We start from the raw sequence: 15110 nt of genomic DNA, 5'->3' as shown, positions 1-15110 counted from the left end.
CTGTATAAATACCGATATTTTTAGTTTGTACTAAACGCGTTGTTCATGGTAATTTTTCAAAAAAATATTACTGGGGATTTTTAAGTACTCTAATTTACTACATTTCAGTTAAATAGACAATTAAAAAAGCAATTAATTTCTAAATCTAGAAATACACTATTTTTCTTTTTTCATAAATTGTAAAATAATCTTTTCTTCAGCTTGAAGGACTTCTTTTTCAATTTTATATTTTGTGATCATCGCTAAACCGTTTTTATTTAATTCAGCGCTGGCTTTTTTTTCTATAATTTTTGCCATTTCCTTTCCTAATTCATAATTTTCAGTATTCTGTTGTTCAAAATAATTTATAAATTGAAACGCCATTAAATTAGCCTTATATTTTTTTTCAAGCACATATAGTTTTTTCTCCAATGCAAATTGTTTGTAATGGTTTTCTTTTACCAAATTCTCTAATGCTTTTTTCTTTTGTAAGGCTTGCGTATTCATTAAAGAAATAGTGTTAGCTAGCTTTGAGTTGTCTTCTTGTGCAAAGCGTAACATTTCTAATAATTGAGACATTGCAGTAGGAGGTAACTCACGCTTACCTGTTTCAAACATGGCTAATTGACTTCGAGTTACTTTTAACAATATAGCCAAGTCTTCTTGCGGAATTCCAAATACATCTCTTATGTTCTCTCGTTTTTTCATAGTTTTTATTTTGTGACAATTTAAAACAAAAATATTATTTTGTCACGTTTTAGTGACAAATAATTTAAGGCAGTAAAATTTGTCACAGTTTATTTAATTGAATTTTTAAATATAAATAGGAAAGTTTAGAGAATGGTTTAGAAGTAATTTATTAGATTTGTTTGTAAGCACGGATTGCAAATCCGCGCCATCGGATTACAATTAAACTATTCAGAAAAGGATTAGAAGAAATACAAAAAAACAAAATGAATAAAATGACAGTAATATTATTAGGAGCTTTAGCTATCATTTTTGGAATGATTATTATTTATTTTTCAATTAGAGGTAAATACAAAAGGAATGATACTGCTTGGAATTATCAAATGAGATTCAAAGGGTTTGTTGGAGGCACATTATTTATATTTCTAGGGGTTACAATGATTTCAAATGCCTTAAAAAGTTAAAGTAATGGTAACATTATTCATGTTCCTCCGCTGCCGCGCGAATCCTTTCGCGTGGTAAAATAAAAGCAAAAAAAACCAGCCTAAACATTAGACTGGTTTTTATATTTTAAATAGTTTTTAAACTTATTCTATATCAGAAATTCTCAACGTGTTTACCATTCCTTTATTGGCAATTGGCATAGACGCTAAGTTAATCACCATATCTCCTTTTTGAACGTATTTCTTTTCTTTACAAATTTTGTTGATGTCATCAATCGTGTCATCTGTGCTCGTAAATTTATCGTAAAAGAACGCTCTAACACCCCAAAGTAAATTCAGTTGCGTTAAAATTCTTTCGTTGGATGTAAATACTAAAATATGAGCGTGTGGTCGCCAAGCCGAAATTTGAAAAGCCGTATAACCACTATTTGTTAAAGTCGTAACTGCTTTCGCATTGATACTATCTGCTATGGAAGCCGCATGGTAACAAATCGATTTTGTAATATATCTGTCGTTCTTTTTGGTTGGTGCAATATGAGGCACATTAATCAGTGGAGAATCTTCTACACTTTCAATAATGCTTGTCATCGTTTCAATCACCTGAACCGGATAATTTCCTACTGAAGTTTCTCCAGAAAGCATTACCGCATCCGCACCATCCATAACCGAGTTGGCCACGTCATTTACTTCCGCTCTGGTTGGCGTTAAACTTGTAATCATCGTTTCCATCATTTGAGTGGCAACAATGACTGGAATACGTGCTAATTTCGCTTTCAAAATTAGTTTTTTCTGAATTAACGGTACTTCTTGTGCAGGAACTTCCACTCCTAAATCACCACGAGCTACCATTAATCCATCGCATGCAATTACAATTTCGTCAATATTTTCAACCGCTTCTGGTTTTTCAATTTTGGCTACAATTGGAATTTTATGTTCGGAATGTTTCGCGATTAAATCTTGTAAATCTTTAATGTCTTCTTTGGTTCTAACAAATGAAAGTGCCATCCAATCTACTTTGTTTTCACAAGCGAAAATCGCATCTTTAATATCTTTTACCGTTAAAGCTGGTAACGAAACTTTTGTATTTGGTAAGTTGACTCCTTTTTTAGATTTTAAAGGTCCACCTTGAATGACTTTACAAACTACTTCATCAATTCTGTTTGTTTCAAGCGCTTCGAACATTAGTTTTCCATCGTCTAATAAAATTCTTTCACCCGGATTGACATCTTTTGGAAATTCTTTATAGTTCATGTACACTCTTTCCGCTGTTCCAGGAACATCTTCTGAAGTTTGAAACGTAATAATATCACCAGGATTTACCACAACATCTTCTTTCATCACACCCACACGTAATTTCGGGCCTTGTAAATCGGCTAAAATGGAAGTGGTGTATCCAAACTCTTTATTTAATTCTCTAATGATGTCTATTTTTTCTTTGACATCTGTATAATCTGCGTGTGAAAAGTTAATTCTGAAAACATTAACTCCAGCGTCAATCATTTGTTTAATTACTTCCTTTGTACTACAAGCTGGCCCTAATGTGGCAACAATTTTTGTTTTTTTATTTGTAAGCATTTTTAAAAAATTAAATTGTTTATCGATTTTAAATTATCTGTATCTACTTTATAAACCGTAGAAACATTTGGTATGGTACTTATGTTTTGTATAATTTCTTCACTTTTGAAATTGGGCTCCACGTTATCTATTTTTAATAAATAATCGGCGGTTTTTAATTCGGGAATCAAATTCATAGTGATGCTGTCTTCTTCAAAAAAACCTACATTGTTTTTGTTCGAATTAAAATTGGTTTGATTTTTTATCAGTTCCCAAGTGATGTCTTGTTTTAAATCGTCATAACTAAACCTTGAAAATTTTCCAGTTCCGTCATTCGATTTAATGGTTATTTCGTTATCATTTTTAGCTAACAAAACGTTCAATTTTAAATTGATTAAAAAGCTTAATTTAAAATCTTTTAAATTTGTGTGAATCGCAAGTAACTCAAAATCATTTGATTCAAAATCGTCTAATGTAAGTTTCAGATTTGCCATTAAAATTTTAAATAATTGCAAAGATAGGTTTAAAAAGTATTAAATGGATGCAAATAAGGTTTCTAAACGGTTAAATTTTTATTTCAAACGTTGTAGTTGATAAAAAAAATTATGATTTGTTTTCGATTTTATCTTGCAAAGCAAAAAACGCTCTTTTAGCAGCCGTTTCTTCTGCTTTTTTCTTAGAAGTTGCTCTAGCTTTGCTAATTACTTCATTGTCCATTAATAATTTTACGCCAAAATGTTTTACGCCTTCTTTGCCGTCATCTTCAAAAACCTCAAATTTAAAATTGATTTTTTCTTTCTGACACCATTCGATGATTAAACTTTTGTAGCTGATTACTTTGCCTTCTAAACGTGCGATATCCACATAAGGTTTGATGATTTTTTCGTGAATGAATTTTTCACAATACGGAAAACCTTTATCTAAATAAATCGCTCCGATGAATGCTTCGCATAAATTCCCGTGAATATTATCTCCAAAATGAGAAGGATTTACTTTACTTTCAATGAATTGCACCAAATTGAAATCGCGACCCAATTCATTCAAATGTTCTCGACTCACAATTTTTGAACGCATTTTTGTTAAATACCCTTCATCACCAGTTGGAACTTTTTTGTATAAATGTGCGGCAATTACGCTGCCTAACATCGCATCGCCTAAAAATTCTAAACGCTCATAACTAATGGGATAACCATTTTCATCTGTTTTATTAGAGGAACGATGTGTAAATGCGTGTTTGTAAAAGATTTCCGAGTTTGGCTTGAAACCTAAGATTTTGGTTATTTTACCAAAAAAAACCCCGTCTTGATTAGAAGAGGGGGATTTTTTCAATATTTTTTTTAAAATTCTGCGCATGAATTATTCTTCTATTTTTTTGAAAAGTACACAAGCATTGTGTCCACCAAATCCAAAAGTGTTACTCATAGCTACTTTAATCTCTCTTTTTTGAGGAACATTTAAAGTTAAATTTAATGACGGATCGATATTTTCATCAACCGTTGTATGGTTAATTGTTGGAGGAACAATACTGTATTTCATCGCTAAGATAGAAGCAATAGCTTCAATAGCACCAGCAGCACCTAACAAGTGACCTGTCATTGATTTTGTAGAATTGATATTAATGTTTTTAGCGTGAGTTCCAAAAACGTGACTGATTGCTTTTAATTCGGCAACATCACCTAATGGTGTTGACGTTCCGTGTGTGTTGATATGATCTACATCTTCAGGTTTCATACCAGCATCGCGTAAGGTGTTTTCCATTACAGCAATTACTCCAATTCCTTCTGGATGTGGAGCGGTTAAGTGATACGCATCAGATGACATTCCACCACCACCAACTTCACAATATATTTTTGCACCACGTGCTTTGGCGTGTTCGTATTCTTCAAAAACTAAAGCACCAGCACCTTCTCCTAAAACAAATCCATCTCTGTTCGCGTCAAATGGTCTTGAAGCCGTTTCAGGTGAATCGTTTCTTGTTGATAAAGCTTGCATAGAGTTAAATCCACCCATTCCTGCAATGGTTACAGCAGCTTCAGAACCACCAGAAACAATTACATCACACACTCCTAAACGAATGTAGTTGAAAGCGTCAATCATAGCGTTTGCTGAAGAAGCACAAGCAGAAACTGTTGTATAGTTTGGACCCATAAAGCCATTTCTCATAGAAATATGAGCTGGAGCAATATCGGCAATCATTTTTGGGATAAAGAAAGGATTGAAACGAGGCGTTCCGTCACCTTTAGCATAACTTAGTACTTCTTCTTGGAAGGTTTCTAAACCTCCAATTCCAGCACCCCAAATTACACCTACTCTTTTTTTATCTACATTTGAATCTAAAATTCCAGCATCTGCAATAGCTTGCTCACCAGCTACAATAGCGTATTGAGCAAATTTGTCCATACGTCTTGCTTCTTTTCTATCGATAAACTCTTCGATATTGAAGTTTTTTACTTCACAAGCAAATTTTGTTTTATGTTTTTCAGTGTCATAATAAGTAATTGGTGCCGCACCGCTTTTTCCGCTAATTAAGGCATCCCAATATTCTTGAATGTTGTTTCCAATTGGAGTTAAAGCTCCAAGTCCTGTAACTACTACACGTTTTAATTGCATAAATTTTTTTTTAGTTATATAGAAAAACCCAATGTATCATATTATAAATATAAACATTGGGTATTACATAAATGTCTTATGTTGAATGATTGTAATACAATCAATGTTTTTACAAATCTAAACAAAGATTTTTAAAAACAGAAACAAAAATAACAACATCCGTATAAAAATAAATTTACACGGATGAATGGTTATTATTTCTTAGCTTCTTCGATGTAAGAAATTGCTTGACCTACAGTAGCAATGTTTTCAGCTTGGTCGTCTGGAATTTGGATATCAAATTCTTTTTCGAATTCCATAATAAGCTCTACAGTGTCCAATGAATCAGCACCTAAATCGTTAGTGAAGCTTGCTTCTGTTACTACTTCGTTTTCGTCAACACCTAATTTGTCCACGATAATCGCTTTTACTCTTGATGCAATGTCTGACATAATTTTTAATTTTTAATTTATTTGTTGGCAAAAATAAAAAACTTTATTTTAAAACAACATTTTTGTTAGTAAATATAACTACGAATTTATAAAAAAAACTTTCAATGGCCTAATTCTCTATGCTTTTACTTTAAAAAATATTTTTATTTCTTCTGTTTTTAGTGTCTAAACCTAAAGGAATTTATACTTTTGTGTGAAATTTAGACGATTTATTGTTGTAATAAGTTGAAAAAAAAGAGATTTATCATGAAAAAGATTGTACTTTTTGCTTCTGGCAATGGTTCTAATGCAGAAAACATAATGGCACATTTCGAGAAATCGGGTCAAGGAACTGTAGTCGGTGTGTTCACAAACAATTCACATGCCAAAGTGATTGAAAAAGCTAAAAAGTTTCATGTTCCAACGTATGTGTTCAATAAAATCGAGCTTTCAGACGATACCGTTTTAAATCATTTAAAAGAAGTACAACCCGATTTAATTGTTTTAGCAGGTTTCTTATTGAAATTCCCTGTTCATATTATAAATGCCTTTCCGAATAAAGTCATAAATATTCATCCAGCTTTGTTGCCAAATTATGGCGGAAAAGGAATGTACGGAATGAACGTTCACAATGCTATTCTGGAAAATAAAGAAAAAGAAACTGGAATTACCGTTCATTATGTAAACGAACATTTTGATGAAGGCGAATTTATTTTTCAAACCAACGTAACTATCGAAAATTGTACTTCTGCGGAAGAAATTGCACAAAAAATTCACGAATTAGAAATGGAGCATTTTCCAAAGGTGATTGAAAGTTTAATTAAATAAGATGCTGAAACAAGTTCAGCATGACAAAAAATATATTTAAATTCATGTCATACCAAGTTCACATATATACAGATGGCGCTGCCAAAGGAAATCCCGGTCCAGGTGGTTATGGTGTGGTGATGGAAATGGTGGGTTCACCTTATAAAAAGGAGTTTTTTGAAGGATTCCGTCATACCACAAATAACCGAATGGAATTATTAGGCGTAATTGTAGGTTTAGAGAAATTAAAAGCACCGAAAACATCAGTTCTAGTCGTTTCTGATTCTAAATATGTGGTGGATTCTGTAGAGAAAGGTTGGGTTTTTGGTTGGGAGAAAAAATCTTTTAAAGACCGAAAAAACCCCGATTTATGGATGCGATTTTTAAAAATTTACCGACAACATAACGTAAAATTCATGTGGGTAAAAGGACATAACAGTCATCCACAAAATGAACGTTGCGATGAATTAGCCGTTATGGCTTCGCAACAGAAAAACTTGAATGTGGATACTTTTTACGAAACGGAAGAACAAAAGTTGATATAATTTTAGATGTCTCTTGCATACACTATTCATACACTATCTATGCTTTATCTATGCTTTATCTATGGAGTATTTAATTGTATATATAAAAAATACCTGATGATTTTTTAAAATTATCAGGTATTAGTTTGTCAGTCTGAGCGGAGTCGAAGACTTTTATATAGTAAGAAAAAAATTATTTATAATATACACTTCGACTACGCTCAGTGTGACACTTGTAAAATTCTATTCTTGTTCTTCCATTAAACTATTCCAACCTCTGGCTTTTAGTTCAATTTTGGTGTTGGCACGAGTGACTAAATGCATGCCTTCACTTTCGGCAACCATGTGTCCGATAATTGTGAAGTTTGGATTGTGTTTTATTTTTTCGAAATCTTCCATTTTAATGGTGAAAAGCAATTCGTAATCTTCACCACCGTTTAAAGCTATTGTGGTAATATCTACATTAAATTCTTCACACACATTAATTAATTGTGGATCAACCGGAATTTTTTCTTCGTATAAATTACAACCTAATTTACTTTGTTTGCAAATGTGCATCACTTCAGACGATAAACCATCCGAAATATCAATCATTGAAGTCGGTTGAACTTCTAATTTTTCTAATAATTCTTTTACATCATTTCTAGCTTCAGGCTTCAATTGACGTTCTATTAAATACGTATAATCGTCTAAAACAGGTTGGTTATTTGGGTTCACTTGAAAGACCTGTTTTTCTCTTTCTAACACTTGTAAGCCCATATATGCTGCGCCTAAGTCACCAGAAACCACTAATAAATCAGTTTGTTGTGCGCCACTTCTGTATGCGATTTCCTCTAAATTAGCTTCGCCAATTGCGGTAATACTGATGATTAATCCTTTTTGAGAAGAAGTGGTGTCGCCACCAATCACATCTACATTATAGGTGTTAGCGGCTAAAGTGATTCCGGCAAAAAGTTCTTCCATTGCTTCTAAAGGAAAACGATTAGAAACGGCAACCGAAACAGTAACCTGAGTTGGCACCGCGTTCATCGCACAAATATCAGAAATATTTGAAACAATGGCTTTGTATCCTAAATGTTTCAATGGCATATAACTTAAATCGAAATGTACGCCTTCGACTAATAAATCCGTAGAAACAACCACTTTTTTATCTGCAAAATCTAAAACAGCTGCATCGTCACCAATACCTTTAAGCGTGCTTTTTTGATTAATTTTGAAATGTTTGGTTAAATGTTCAATTAATCCGAATTCACCTAAACTAGCAATGCTGGTTCTTTTTTGATCTTTATTTTCTAACATGTAGTTTTCTTTTTTGCAAAGTTATAGCTTTTAGGTGCAACAAAAAAACGAATATTTTCTTAATATGATTTTGTTTAGGTTAACTTTTATATAACACTAATTCCGGTTTCATATAATATTGATACTCTAATTTTGTACCTGTAAAATATAAAACATTTAGAAATGAATATAGAATTAAGGGAAGATAAAACATGCTTTTGGTGGATGATATTTTTTCAATTACAATTAGGGGTGTTCTTTTTATTATTGGTTTGTTTGATGTTTGTTTGTTAAGTATTTGAGTGTGTAATTTATAAAGTGTGTCAAAGTAGTTGTGTAATTTGGGATACTTGCCAATTTCATTTAAAAAAAAACGTTTCTAGTAGTTTGTCGTTATAATTTAAGTGAAAATTAGAGAAAAGGTTGGGTTTTCCAGCCTTTTTTATTTATCTAATTCTTTTAATTTTTCAAAAATCAAATTGGTTTCGTATCCTTTTCGAAGTAAGAAATCGACGAATTTTTTATTTTTCTTTTGGCCTTTTCGTTCTTGGATAGCATTCCAGTTTTTTTCGGCAAGCGTATGAAAGTTTTCTAGATATATTTCGTTGGGAAGTTCAAGTAATGCTAAATCGATATTTCTTTTAGAAATTTCTCTGAATTTTAATTCTTGTACGATTCGGTTTTTACCCCAACCTTTATAATTGTGCTTGCCTCGAGCGAAACTTTTTGCAAAACGTTCTTCATCAATATATTTATTTTCGATAAGATGAACGATAACTTTCTCTTTTAATTCAGGTATTAAGGTAAAGTTACGTAATTTTTGTTCCACTTCTTTATGACAACGGTCTTGGTAGGAACAATAAAATTCCATTTTATTAATTACCTCATTTATAGAAAGTTCAGTGTTTTTAGGGTTTTCCAATTTGTTAACAATTTATTCATATAAATAATCTATAAAACTATGTTTATTGTTATAATTTTGTATTAAATTTGTCCCCCTTTGTTAAAAAAAAACTAAGGATTGGCAAGAATACAGAAATATAAATAATTTGCATTAAAGTGTTTCATAAAATACTATGCAAAAGTAATAAAAAACCCCTCAAATGATGAAAAATAATTACGTTACGAAATTAACCTTACTGGTTTTTACTTTATTGTGCTCCGTTTTAAGTTGGGGGCAGGCAACATTGCCGACTTCTTTCTCTGGTTCATTATGGAATACTGGTTTACCTGCTGGTTGGAGTCAAACAGGTTTTGGCGCAGACTATGGAAGTAATTATGATGCTATTGGTGGTAATGCTGGTAAGATGGATAATACGGGAGATGTTTTAGTTATTAACTTTACAGGAACAGCAAACACATTATCTTATTATTTGGGAGGAAATTCTCTAAGCGGCAGTTATATATTTGATGTGCTTGAATCTGCTGATGGTGTATCATATACAACTGTTCGTTCACATACAAGTTTATCTAATCAAATAATTGCTGCTCCTGGAACTTCTTGGACTTCTTCTTTATTAGCTACAACACGATATGTTAAGTTTATATATACAACTAAAGCCACTGGAAATGTTGGTATTGATGGTGTAAACATTTCATTCGTCTCTACAAACACTATCACCACAAACACAGCTTTAGTTGGTAGTCCATTTTGTGTAACATCTTCAACAGGAGCAGCTGTTTCTGTTCCATTTACTAGCGTTGGTACTTTTAATGCTGGGAATGTGTATACAGCACAATTGTCAAATGCAGCAGGTAGTTTTGCATCGCCTGTTTCTATAGGTACCGTAACAAGTACTTTAAATACAGATATAATTTCAGCAACTATTCCAGCAGGAACTGCAGCAGGAGTAGGATATAGAATTCGTGTGGTTGCAAATAATCCTGTGGTTACAGGAATTGATAACACTATTAATTTAATAGTGCAAAATTCGGCAGCAATTACTGCTCAGCCTTCTACAACAGTACAAAATATTTGTCAAAGCGGGTCTGCTACAGCTTTGTCTGTAACTGCAACGGGTACAACAGTAACTTATCAATGGTATAGCAATGTATCAAATTCAAATTCTGGAGGAACACTAATATCTGGTGCAACTAGCGCGAGTTATACACCTTCAACTGCAGCTGTAGGAACTTTATATTATTATTGTGTGGTTACTGCAGCTTGTGGTTCAGCGGTAACAAGTAATGTTTCGGGTGCCGTTAATGTAACTAGTGTGCCAAGTGCTCCAGCAGGAACCATAAATGTATCTGCTAATCCATCTTGTGGAATAGCCACTTTAAGTTATTCAGCACCAAGTACAAATATTTATTGGCAAACTATTGCTAATGGTGTTTTAACAGGAAGTCCTACAACGACAAATTATCTTTCATCAGCAACAGCTGGTACTTATACAGTATATGTTAGAGAATTAATTGGTTCATGTTGGTCGCCAGCAATATCAGTAACTTTTACAGTAGTTGCAACTGTTGCTATAACAGCTCAACCACCATTAAATAAGAACATTACAGATGGAGGTAATACAACTTTCACAGTAACAGCAACAGGAACAACACCATCTTACCAATGGCAAGTAGATACAACAGGAACAGGCACAAGTTTTGTTGATTTAACAAATGGCGCACCTTATTCTACAGTTACAACAGCTACTTTAAATATCACGGCAGCTCCTATTACAATGAATGGTTATTTATACCGATGTGTTGTAAGTGGCGCGGCTCCATGTGGACCTGTTACTTCAAATTCAGGAAGTTTAACGGTGACATTAACGGCGCCAAATAATCCAACAAATATAATGCCTTGTTATGGAAATAACACCCTTGGTTTGACTTGGACAGCATCTTCAACCGGAGCAACACCAGCACCGGATGGTTATATGGTTTTTGCATTAGCAGGTAGTACAGCTCCTGCTTCTACTTCAGCTGCTGCAGGAAATTCAAGTTTATATACGGCTAATTCAGATTTTTCTCTGGCAGCAACTGTTACACCGTCTTTAGGAAAATGTTTATATAAAGGAACAGGTACATCTTTTACAGTTACAGGTTTAGCTAATTTATCTAATTATTCGTTTAAAGTTGTTGCTTATAGAGGTACAACAGGTACAGCTTGGTCATCAGGAATTACTGCAACGCCAACTGGAACTTGGGGTACACCTACAACAAATATTACAATTGACATGCCTGAAGTTACTGCTTTAGCGGCTTCTGTTGCTAGTGGTCAATCAGCATTAACTTGGGCTAATGTTACAAATCCTTCAGTATGTAATTATGAATATTTAATAGTTGCTAATCAAGGTCCAGTGGTGTTTACACCTTCTGGAGACGGAACAGCCTATTCAGCAAATGTAGTATACTCAACTTCAAATCAAGTAGTTTACAAAGGTACTGGAACAGGAATAACAGTTACTGGATTAACAAACGGAACAAATTATTGTTATAAAGTTTTTGTTAGAAGAGGAACAGAATGGAGTGATGGTGTTTCAGTATGTCAAATTCCAAATTTAGTATATTGTGCTTCTGGAGCCACTAATGCTATTGATTCGGAAATTGAAAATGTAACGTTAGTAGGATATTCTACAACTATTTCAAATAATACCGCAAATACTTGTACTACAGGTGTAAACAATTATACCGCTTTGAGTGCTGATCTACAAGTTGCCGGAACTTATACGGTTTCAGTTGAATTTGGAGACTGTAATGGAGGAGCTCAATATGATGGCGCAGGTGGTGTTTGGATTGATTGGAATAATGATGGCGATTTTCTTGATGCGAATGAAACTATTGGTACGGCTTTAGTGGCTGTTTCTACAGGAAATGTGATACAAAACTTCACCATTAACGTTCCTTTAGGTCAACCAATTGGAAATTATAGAATGAGAATTGTTCAAACAGAATCTGCCACATTGGCTATGTTAAATCCTTGTGGAACTTTTGCTTATGGTTCAACGGAAGATTATACGGTTCAAGTTGTAAATGCTTGTGTGCCAACTCATACAGTTACAACCTTTACACCAACATCTGGACCAGTAGGAACAGAAGTTACTATTAACGGAACAGGTTTAATTGGAACAACTGTAACTTTTTCAGGTATTAATGCTACAATTGTTTCTAATACAGGAACTCAAATGGTAGTTGTAATACCAGCTGGCGCAACTACAGGAATGATGTCTGTAAAAGATAGTCAACCTTGTACTGTTGATACTATTTATACAATTATCACAAACAATAATACTTCATGTGAAGGAGCTGCTTCTACTACGGATTTAATTATTTATGATATTCATGATGAAAAAGACTTTGATGGTGGATTTATCACACTATACAATGGAACTGCAGCAACAGTTAATTTGGTAAATTATTCACTTTATAGAACATCTAACTACGGTGATACTAATTATATTAATTATGCGAATTTAACGGGTTCAATTGCTCCTGGAACTTTAGGAATATTAAAAGTTTCTGTTGGTAGTTGTGGTCCTGCTTCAACAAATGGTACCATAAATGGTGGATTTAATCAAAATGATGGTATTCAATTGAGAGATGCAGCTGGTGTTGTAATTATTGATGATGTTCATACCTACATTCCTGGGGCTGGTTATTACATGGTAAGAAATACAGGAGCATTAAGCGCAAGAACTTCTTATGTTGCTGCAGACTGGAGTACTATACCATTAGGTTCTGGTGTTTGTTATCCGAGTGCTGGTTTAGTTCTTCCAAGTGGAACAGCAGTAGCGCCTGTAGTTACTACTCAACCTTCATATTCACCTTCATGTGGTTCCACTTCAGCAGTTTTAAACACAGCTGGAACCGAAGGTTTTGCTGGTGGAAATACTTTAGCTTATCAATGGTATTTTGCAGCGCCAGGAAGTGCAACTTGGACAACTGTAACAGATGGTGGAATTTATAGTGGTGCAACAACTGCTTCTTTATCTATATCTAATACAACTACTGTTATTAATTATCAATATTATTGCCAAATTAGAGAAAATACTGCTACATGTTATTCGGCTACAAACGCAATAAAAATTACAGATACAAACGCTTCAACTTGGAACGGAACAACTTGGATTGGTGGTACACCAACTTTAACCAAAGCTGCAATAATTAACGGAACATATGTAACCGCTACAAACGGTAACTTTAGCTGTTGTAGTTTAACTGTTAACGCAACAAAAACTTTAACCATCTCTTCTGGAGGTTATGTAGAAGTGCAAAATAGCATTACAACAAATGGAACTTTAGATGTTTTAAGTGATGGTTCTTTGGTGCAAATTAGTGATGCTGGCGTAAATACAGGAAATATCAGATACAATAGAACGGCTAATATCAGAAGACAAGATTATGTATACTGGTCTTCTCCAGTTGTTGGTTTTGCTAATAGTGCTGTTTCTCCTGGAACCAATTTAGGATATCAATATAAATGGTTGCCTACAACTGCAGGATTAAATAATTTTGGAAATTGGGCATTTGCCAACGAAACAATGGTTTTAGGTAAAGGTTACTGTTTAAGAGGTCCGGATTCTTTCTCTCTTTCTGCACTAACAAATTATACAGCCACTTTTATTGGTGTGCCAAATAATGGAGTCGTAACAATTCCAATTAGCAGAGGAAGTTACGATGGTGTAAATTATAACACTATGGTTTCAACAACTCCAGGAACTAAAGATGATGATAACTGGAATTTAGTTGGAAACCCATATCCATCAGCAATTGATGCTATTGATTTCTTAACTTTAAATACAAACATTGCCGGTTTTGTAAATATTTGGACACATGGTGCTTTGCCTTCAAATGCAGTTGGTGACCCATTTTATAATAACTACGCCTATAATTATACACCTACAGATTATTTAACATTTAATGCTGTAGGTCCGTCAACTGGTCCTGGATCAGGTTCATTTAATGGTAGAATTGCTGGTGGACAAGGATTTTTTGTTTCGATGCTACACGCATCATCAGCTACTACTGAAAATTTAATTTTTAATAATTCTCTTAGAAATATTACTCATAATAATAATCAATTTTATAAATCTGTTGCTAATAATAGAAATGCCAACAATTTAGAGAAACATAGAATGTGGTTCGACATTGTTGCGCCAAATGGAGCTAGTGTAAGATCATTATTAGGATATGTTGAAGATGCTACAAACGGAAAAGACAGATTATTTGATGCTTTCTCAAATGAGAAATTAAGCTTAAATATATTTTCACTAATTGAAAATGAACAAATGCTTATTCAAGGTAGAACATTGCCATTTAATGACAATGATAAAGTTAATATTGGAGTGAGTGTACCGCAAGAAGGATTATATAAAATAGCTTTAAGTTCAGTTGATGGATTGTTTTCAAATGCCAATCAAAACATTTATTTAGAAGATAAATTATTAAATGTTATCTATGATTTAAAGTCGGCTCCCTATTCTTTTATGGCCAACAAAGGTACAATTAAAGACAGGTTTATAATTCGCTACAATAACGGAGTAGTTTTAGCAAATGATACGTTTGATGCGAATGTTGATGTTGTAGTAGTTTCTAATCAGGAATTAAGTGTTGTTTCAACGAAAGAAAAAATTGCAGACCTTGTTGTTTATGATGTTTTAGGAAGAAAGCTATTTGAAGGGAAAGACATTAAAACAAACAATTTTGTATTACCAGTTCACCAACGTAATGCACCTTTATTTATCGATATTGTTCTTGAAAATGGAATTAAGATAAATAAGAAAACAATTTACTAATATTGGATTTATCATAACACGCTAAAAGAGAGGTATTTTGCCTCTCTTTTTTTGTGATATTGTTTTTTATTTTTTTATATTTGG

12 protein-coding genes are annotated in these 15110 nt (G+C 33.3%); 4 read left to right on the top strand and 8 right to left on the bottom strand.

What is annotated here, in order from left to right; translation table 11 throughout:
• Positions 1-156: 156 nt before the first annotated feature.
• On the bottom strand, positions 157-687 hold the full coding sequence (locus UEQ13_RS12885; RefSeq protein WP_329806740.1) for a hypothetical protein: 531 nt from the start codon (positions 685-687) through the stop codon (positions 157-159).
• A gap of 254 nt (positions 688-941) precedes the next feature.
• Here UEQ13_RS12885 and UEQ13_RS12880 point away from each other — a divergent pair, with 254 nt between their 5' ends.
• Positions 942-1130 carry a hypothetical protein gene (locus UEQ13_RS12880; RefSeq protein WP_329806739.1) on the top strand — a complete coding sequence of 63 codons (189 nt, stop codon included), beginning with the start codon at positions 942-944 and terminating at the stop codon, positions 1128-1130.
• 123 nt (positions 1131-1253) lie between these two features.
• Here the strand turns inward: UEQ13_RS12880 and pyk are convergent, their stop codons facing one another.
• From pyk to UEQ13_RS12855, 5 genes are all read right to left on the bottom strand, one after another.
• Entirely contained in the window at positions 1254-2684 is a 1431-nt protein-coding gene (gene pyk, locus UEQ13_RS12875) for a pyruvate kinase (RefSeq protein WP_329806738.1), read from the bottom strand.
• A 2-nt stretch (positions 2685-2686) separates the two neighbouring features.
• Complete coding sequence (locus UEQ13_RS12870) at positions 2687-3157, bottom strand: IPExxxVDY family protein (RefSeq protein WP_329806737.1); 471 nt, start codon at positions 3155-3157, stop codon at positions 2687-2689.
• Positions 3158-3266: 109 nt separating this feature from the next.
• Entirely contained in the window at positions 3267-4016 is a 750-nt protein-coding gene (rnc, locus tag UEQ13_RS12865) for a ribonuclease III (RefSeq protein WP_329806736.1), read from the bottom strand.
• Between the two features lie 3 nt (positions 4017-4019).
• Complete coding sequence (fabF, locus tag UEQ13_RS12860) at positions 4020-5273, bottom strand: beta-ketoacyl-ACP synthase II (RefSeq protein WP_329806735.1); 1254 nt, start codon at positions 5271-5273, stop codon at positions 4020-4022.
• A 194-nt stretch (positions 5274-5467) separates the two neighbouring features.
• Positions 5468-5704, bottom strand: coding sequence for an acyl carrier protein (locus UEQ13_RS12855; RefSeq protein ID WP_007137004.1), 237 nt, complete (start codon positions 5702-5704; stop codon positions 5468-5470).
• A gap of 246 nt (positions 5705-5950) precedes the next feature.
• Here UEQ13_RS12855 and purN point away from each other — a divergent pair, with 246 nt between their 5' ends.
• Together purN and rnhA are read left to right on the top strand one after the other, a co-directional pair.
• The gene (purN, locus tag UEQ13_RS12850; protein ID WP_329806734.1) at positions 5951-6511 is read left to right on the top strand and encodes a phosphoribosylglycinamide formyltransferase; all 561 of its coding nucleotides are present in this window, start codon (positions 5951-5953) and stop codon (positions 6509-6511) included.
• Between the two features lie 44 nt (positions 6512-6555).
• Positions 6556-7035 (top strand): ribonuclease HI, encoded by a 480-nt coding sequence (gene rnhA, locus UEQ13_RS12845; protein WP_329807239.1) that lies wholly within the window; start codon positions 6556-6558, stop codon positions 7033-7035.
• A 222-nt stretch (positions 7036-7257) separates the two neighbouring features.
• Here the strand turns inward: rnhA and thiL are convergent, their stop codons facing one another.
• Together thiL and UEQ13_RS12835 are read right to left on the bottom strand one after the other, a co-directional pair.
• Positions 7258-8313, bottom strand: a complete 1056-nt coding sequence (thiL, locus tag UEQ13_RS12840) for a thiamine-phosphate kinase (protein WP_329806733.1) — start codon at positions 8311-8313, stop codon at positions 7258-7260.
• Positions 8314-8734: 421 nt separating this feature from the next.
• Positions 8735-9163 (bottom strand): regulatory protein RecX, encoded by a 429-nt coding sequence (locus tag UEQ13_RS12835; protein ID WP_329806732.1) that lies wholly within the window; start codon positions 9161-9163, stop codon positions 8735-8737.
• A 232-nt stretch (positions 9164-9395) separates the two neighbouring features.
• On the opposite strand from UEQ13_RS12835, the gene UEQ13_RS12830 reads away from it, so the two are divergent.
• Positions 9396-15026: a GEVED domain-containing protein gene (locus tag UEQ13_RS12830; RefSeq protein ID WP_329806731.1), complete on the top strand. Its 5631-nt coding sequence runs from the start codon at positions 9396-9398 to the stop codon at positions 15024-15026.
• Positions 15027-15110: the final 84 nt, after the last annotated feature.

This window comes from Flavobacterium facile (genome assembly GCF_036321945.1).
Classification (GTDB): domain Bacteria; phylum Bacteroidota; class Bacteroidia; order Flavobacteriales; family Flavobacteriaceae; genus Flavobacterium; species Flavobacterium facile.
This window is presented reverse-complemented; position numbering and strand designations above follow the sequence as displayed.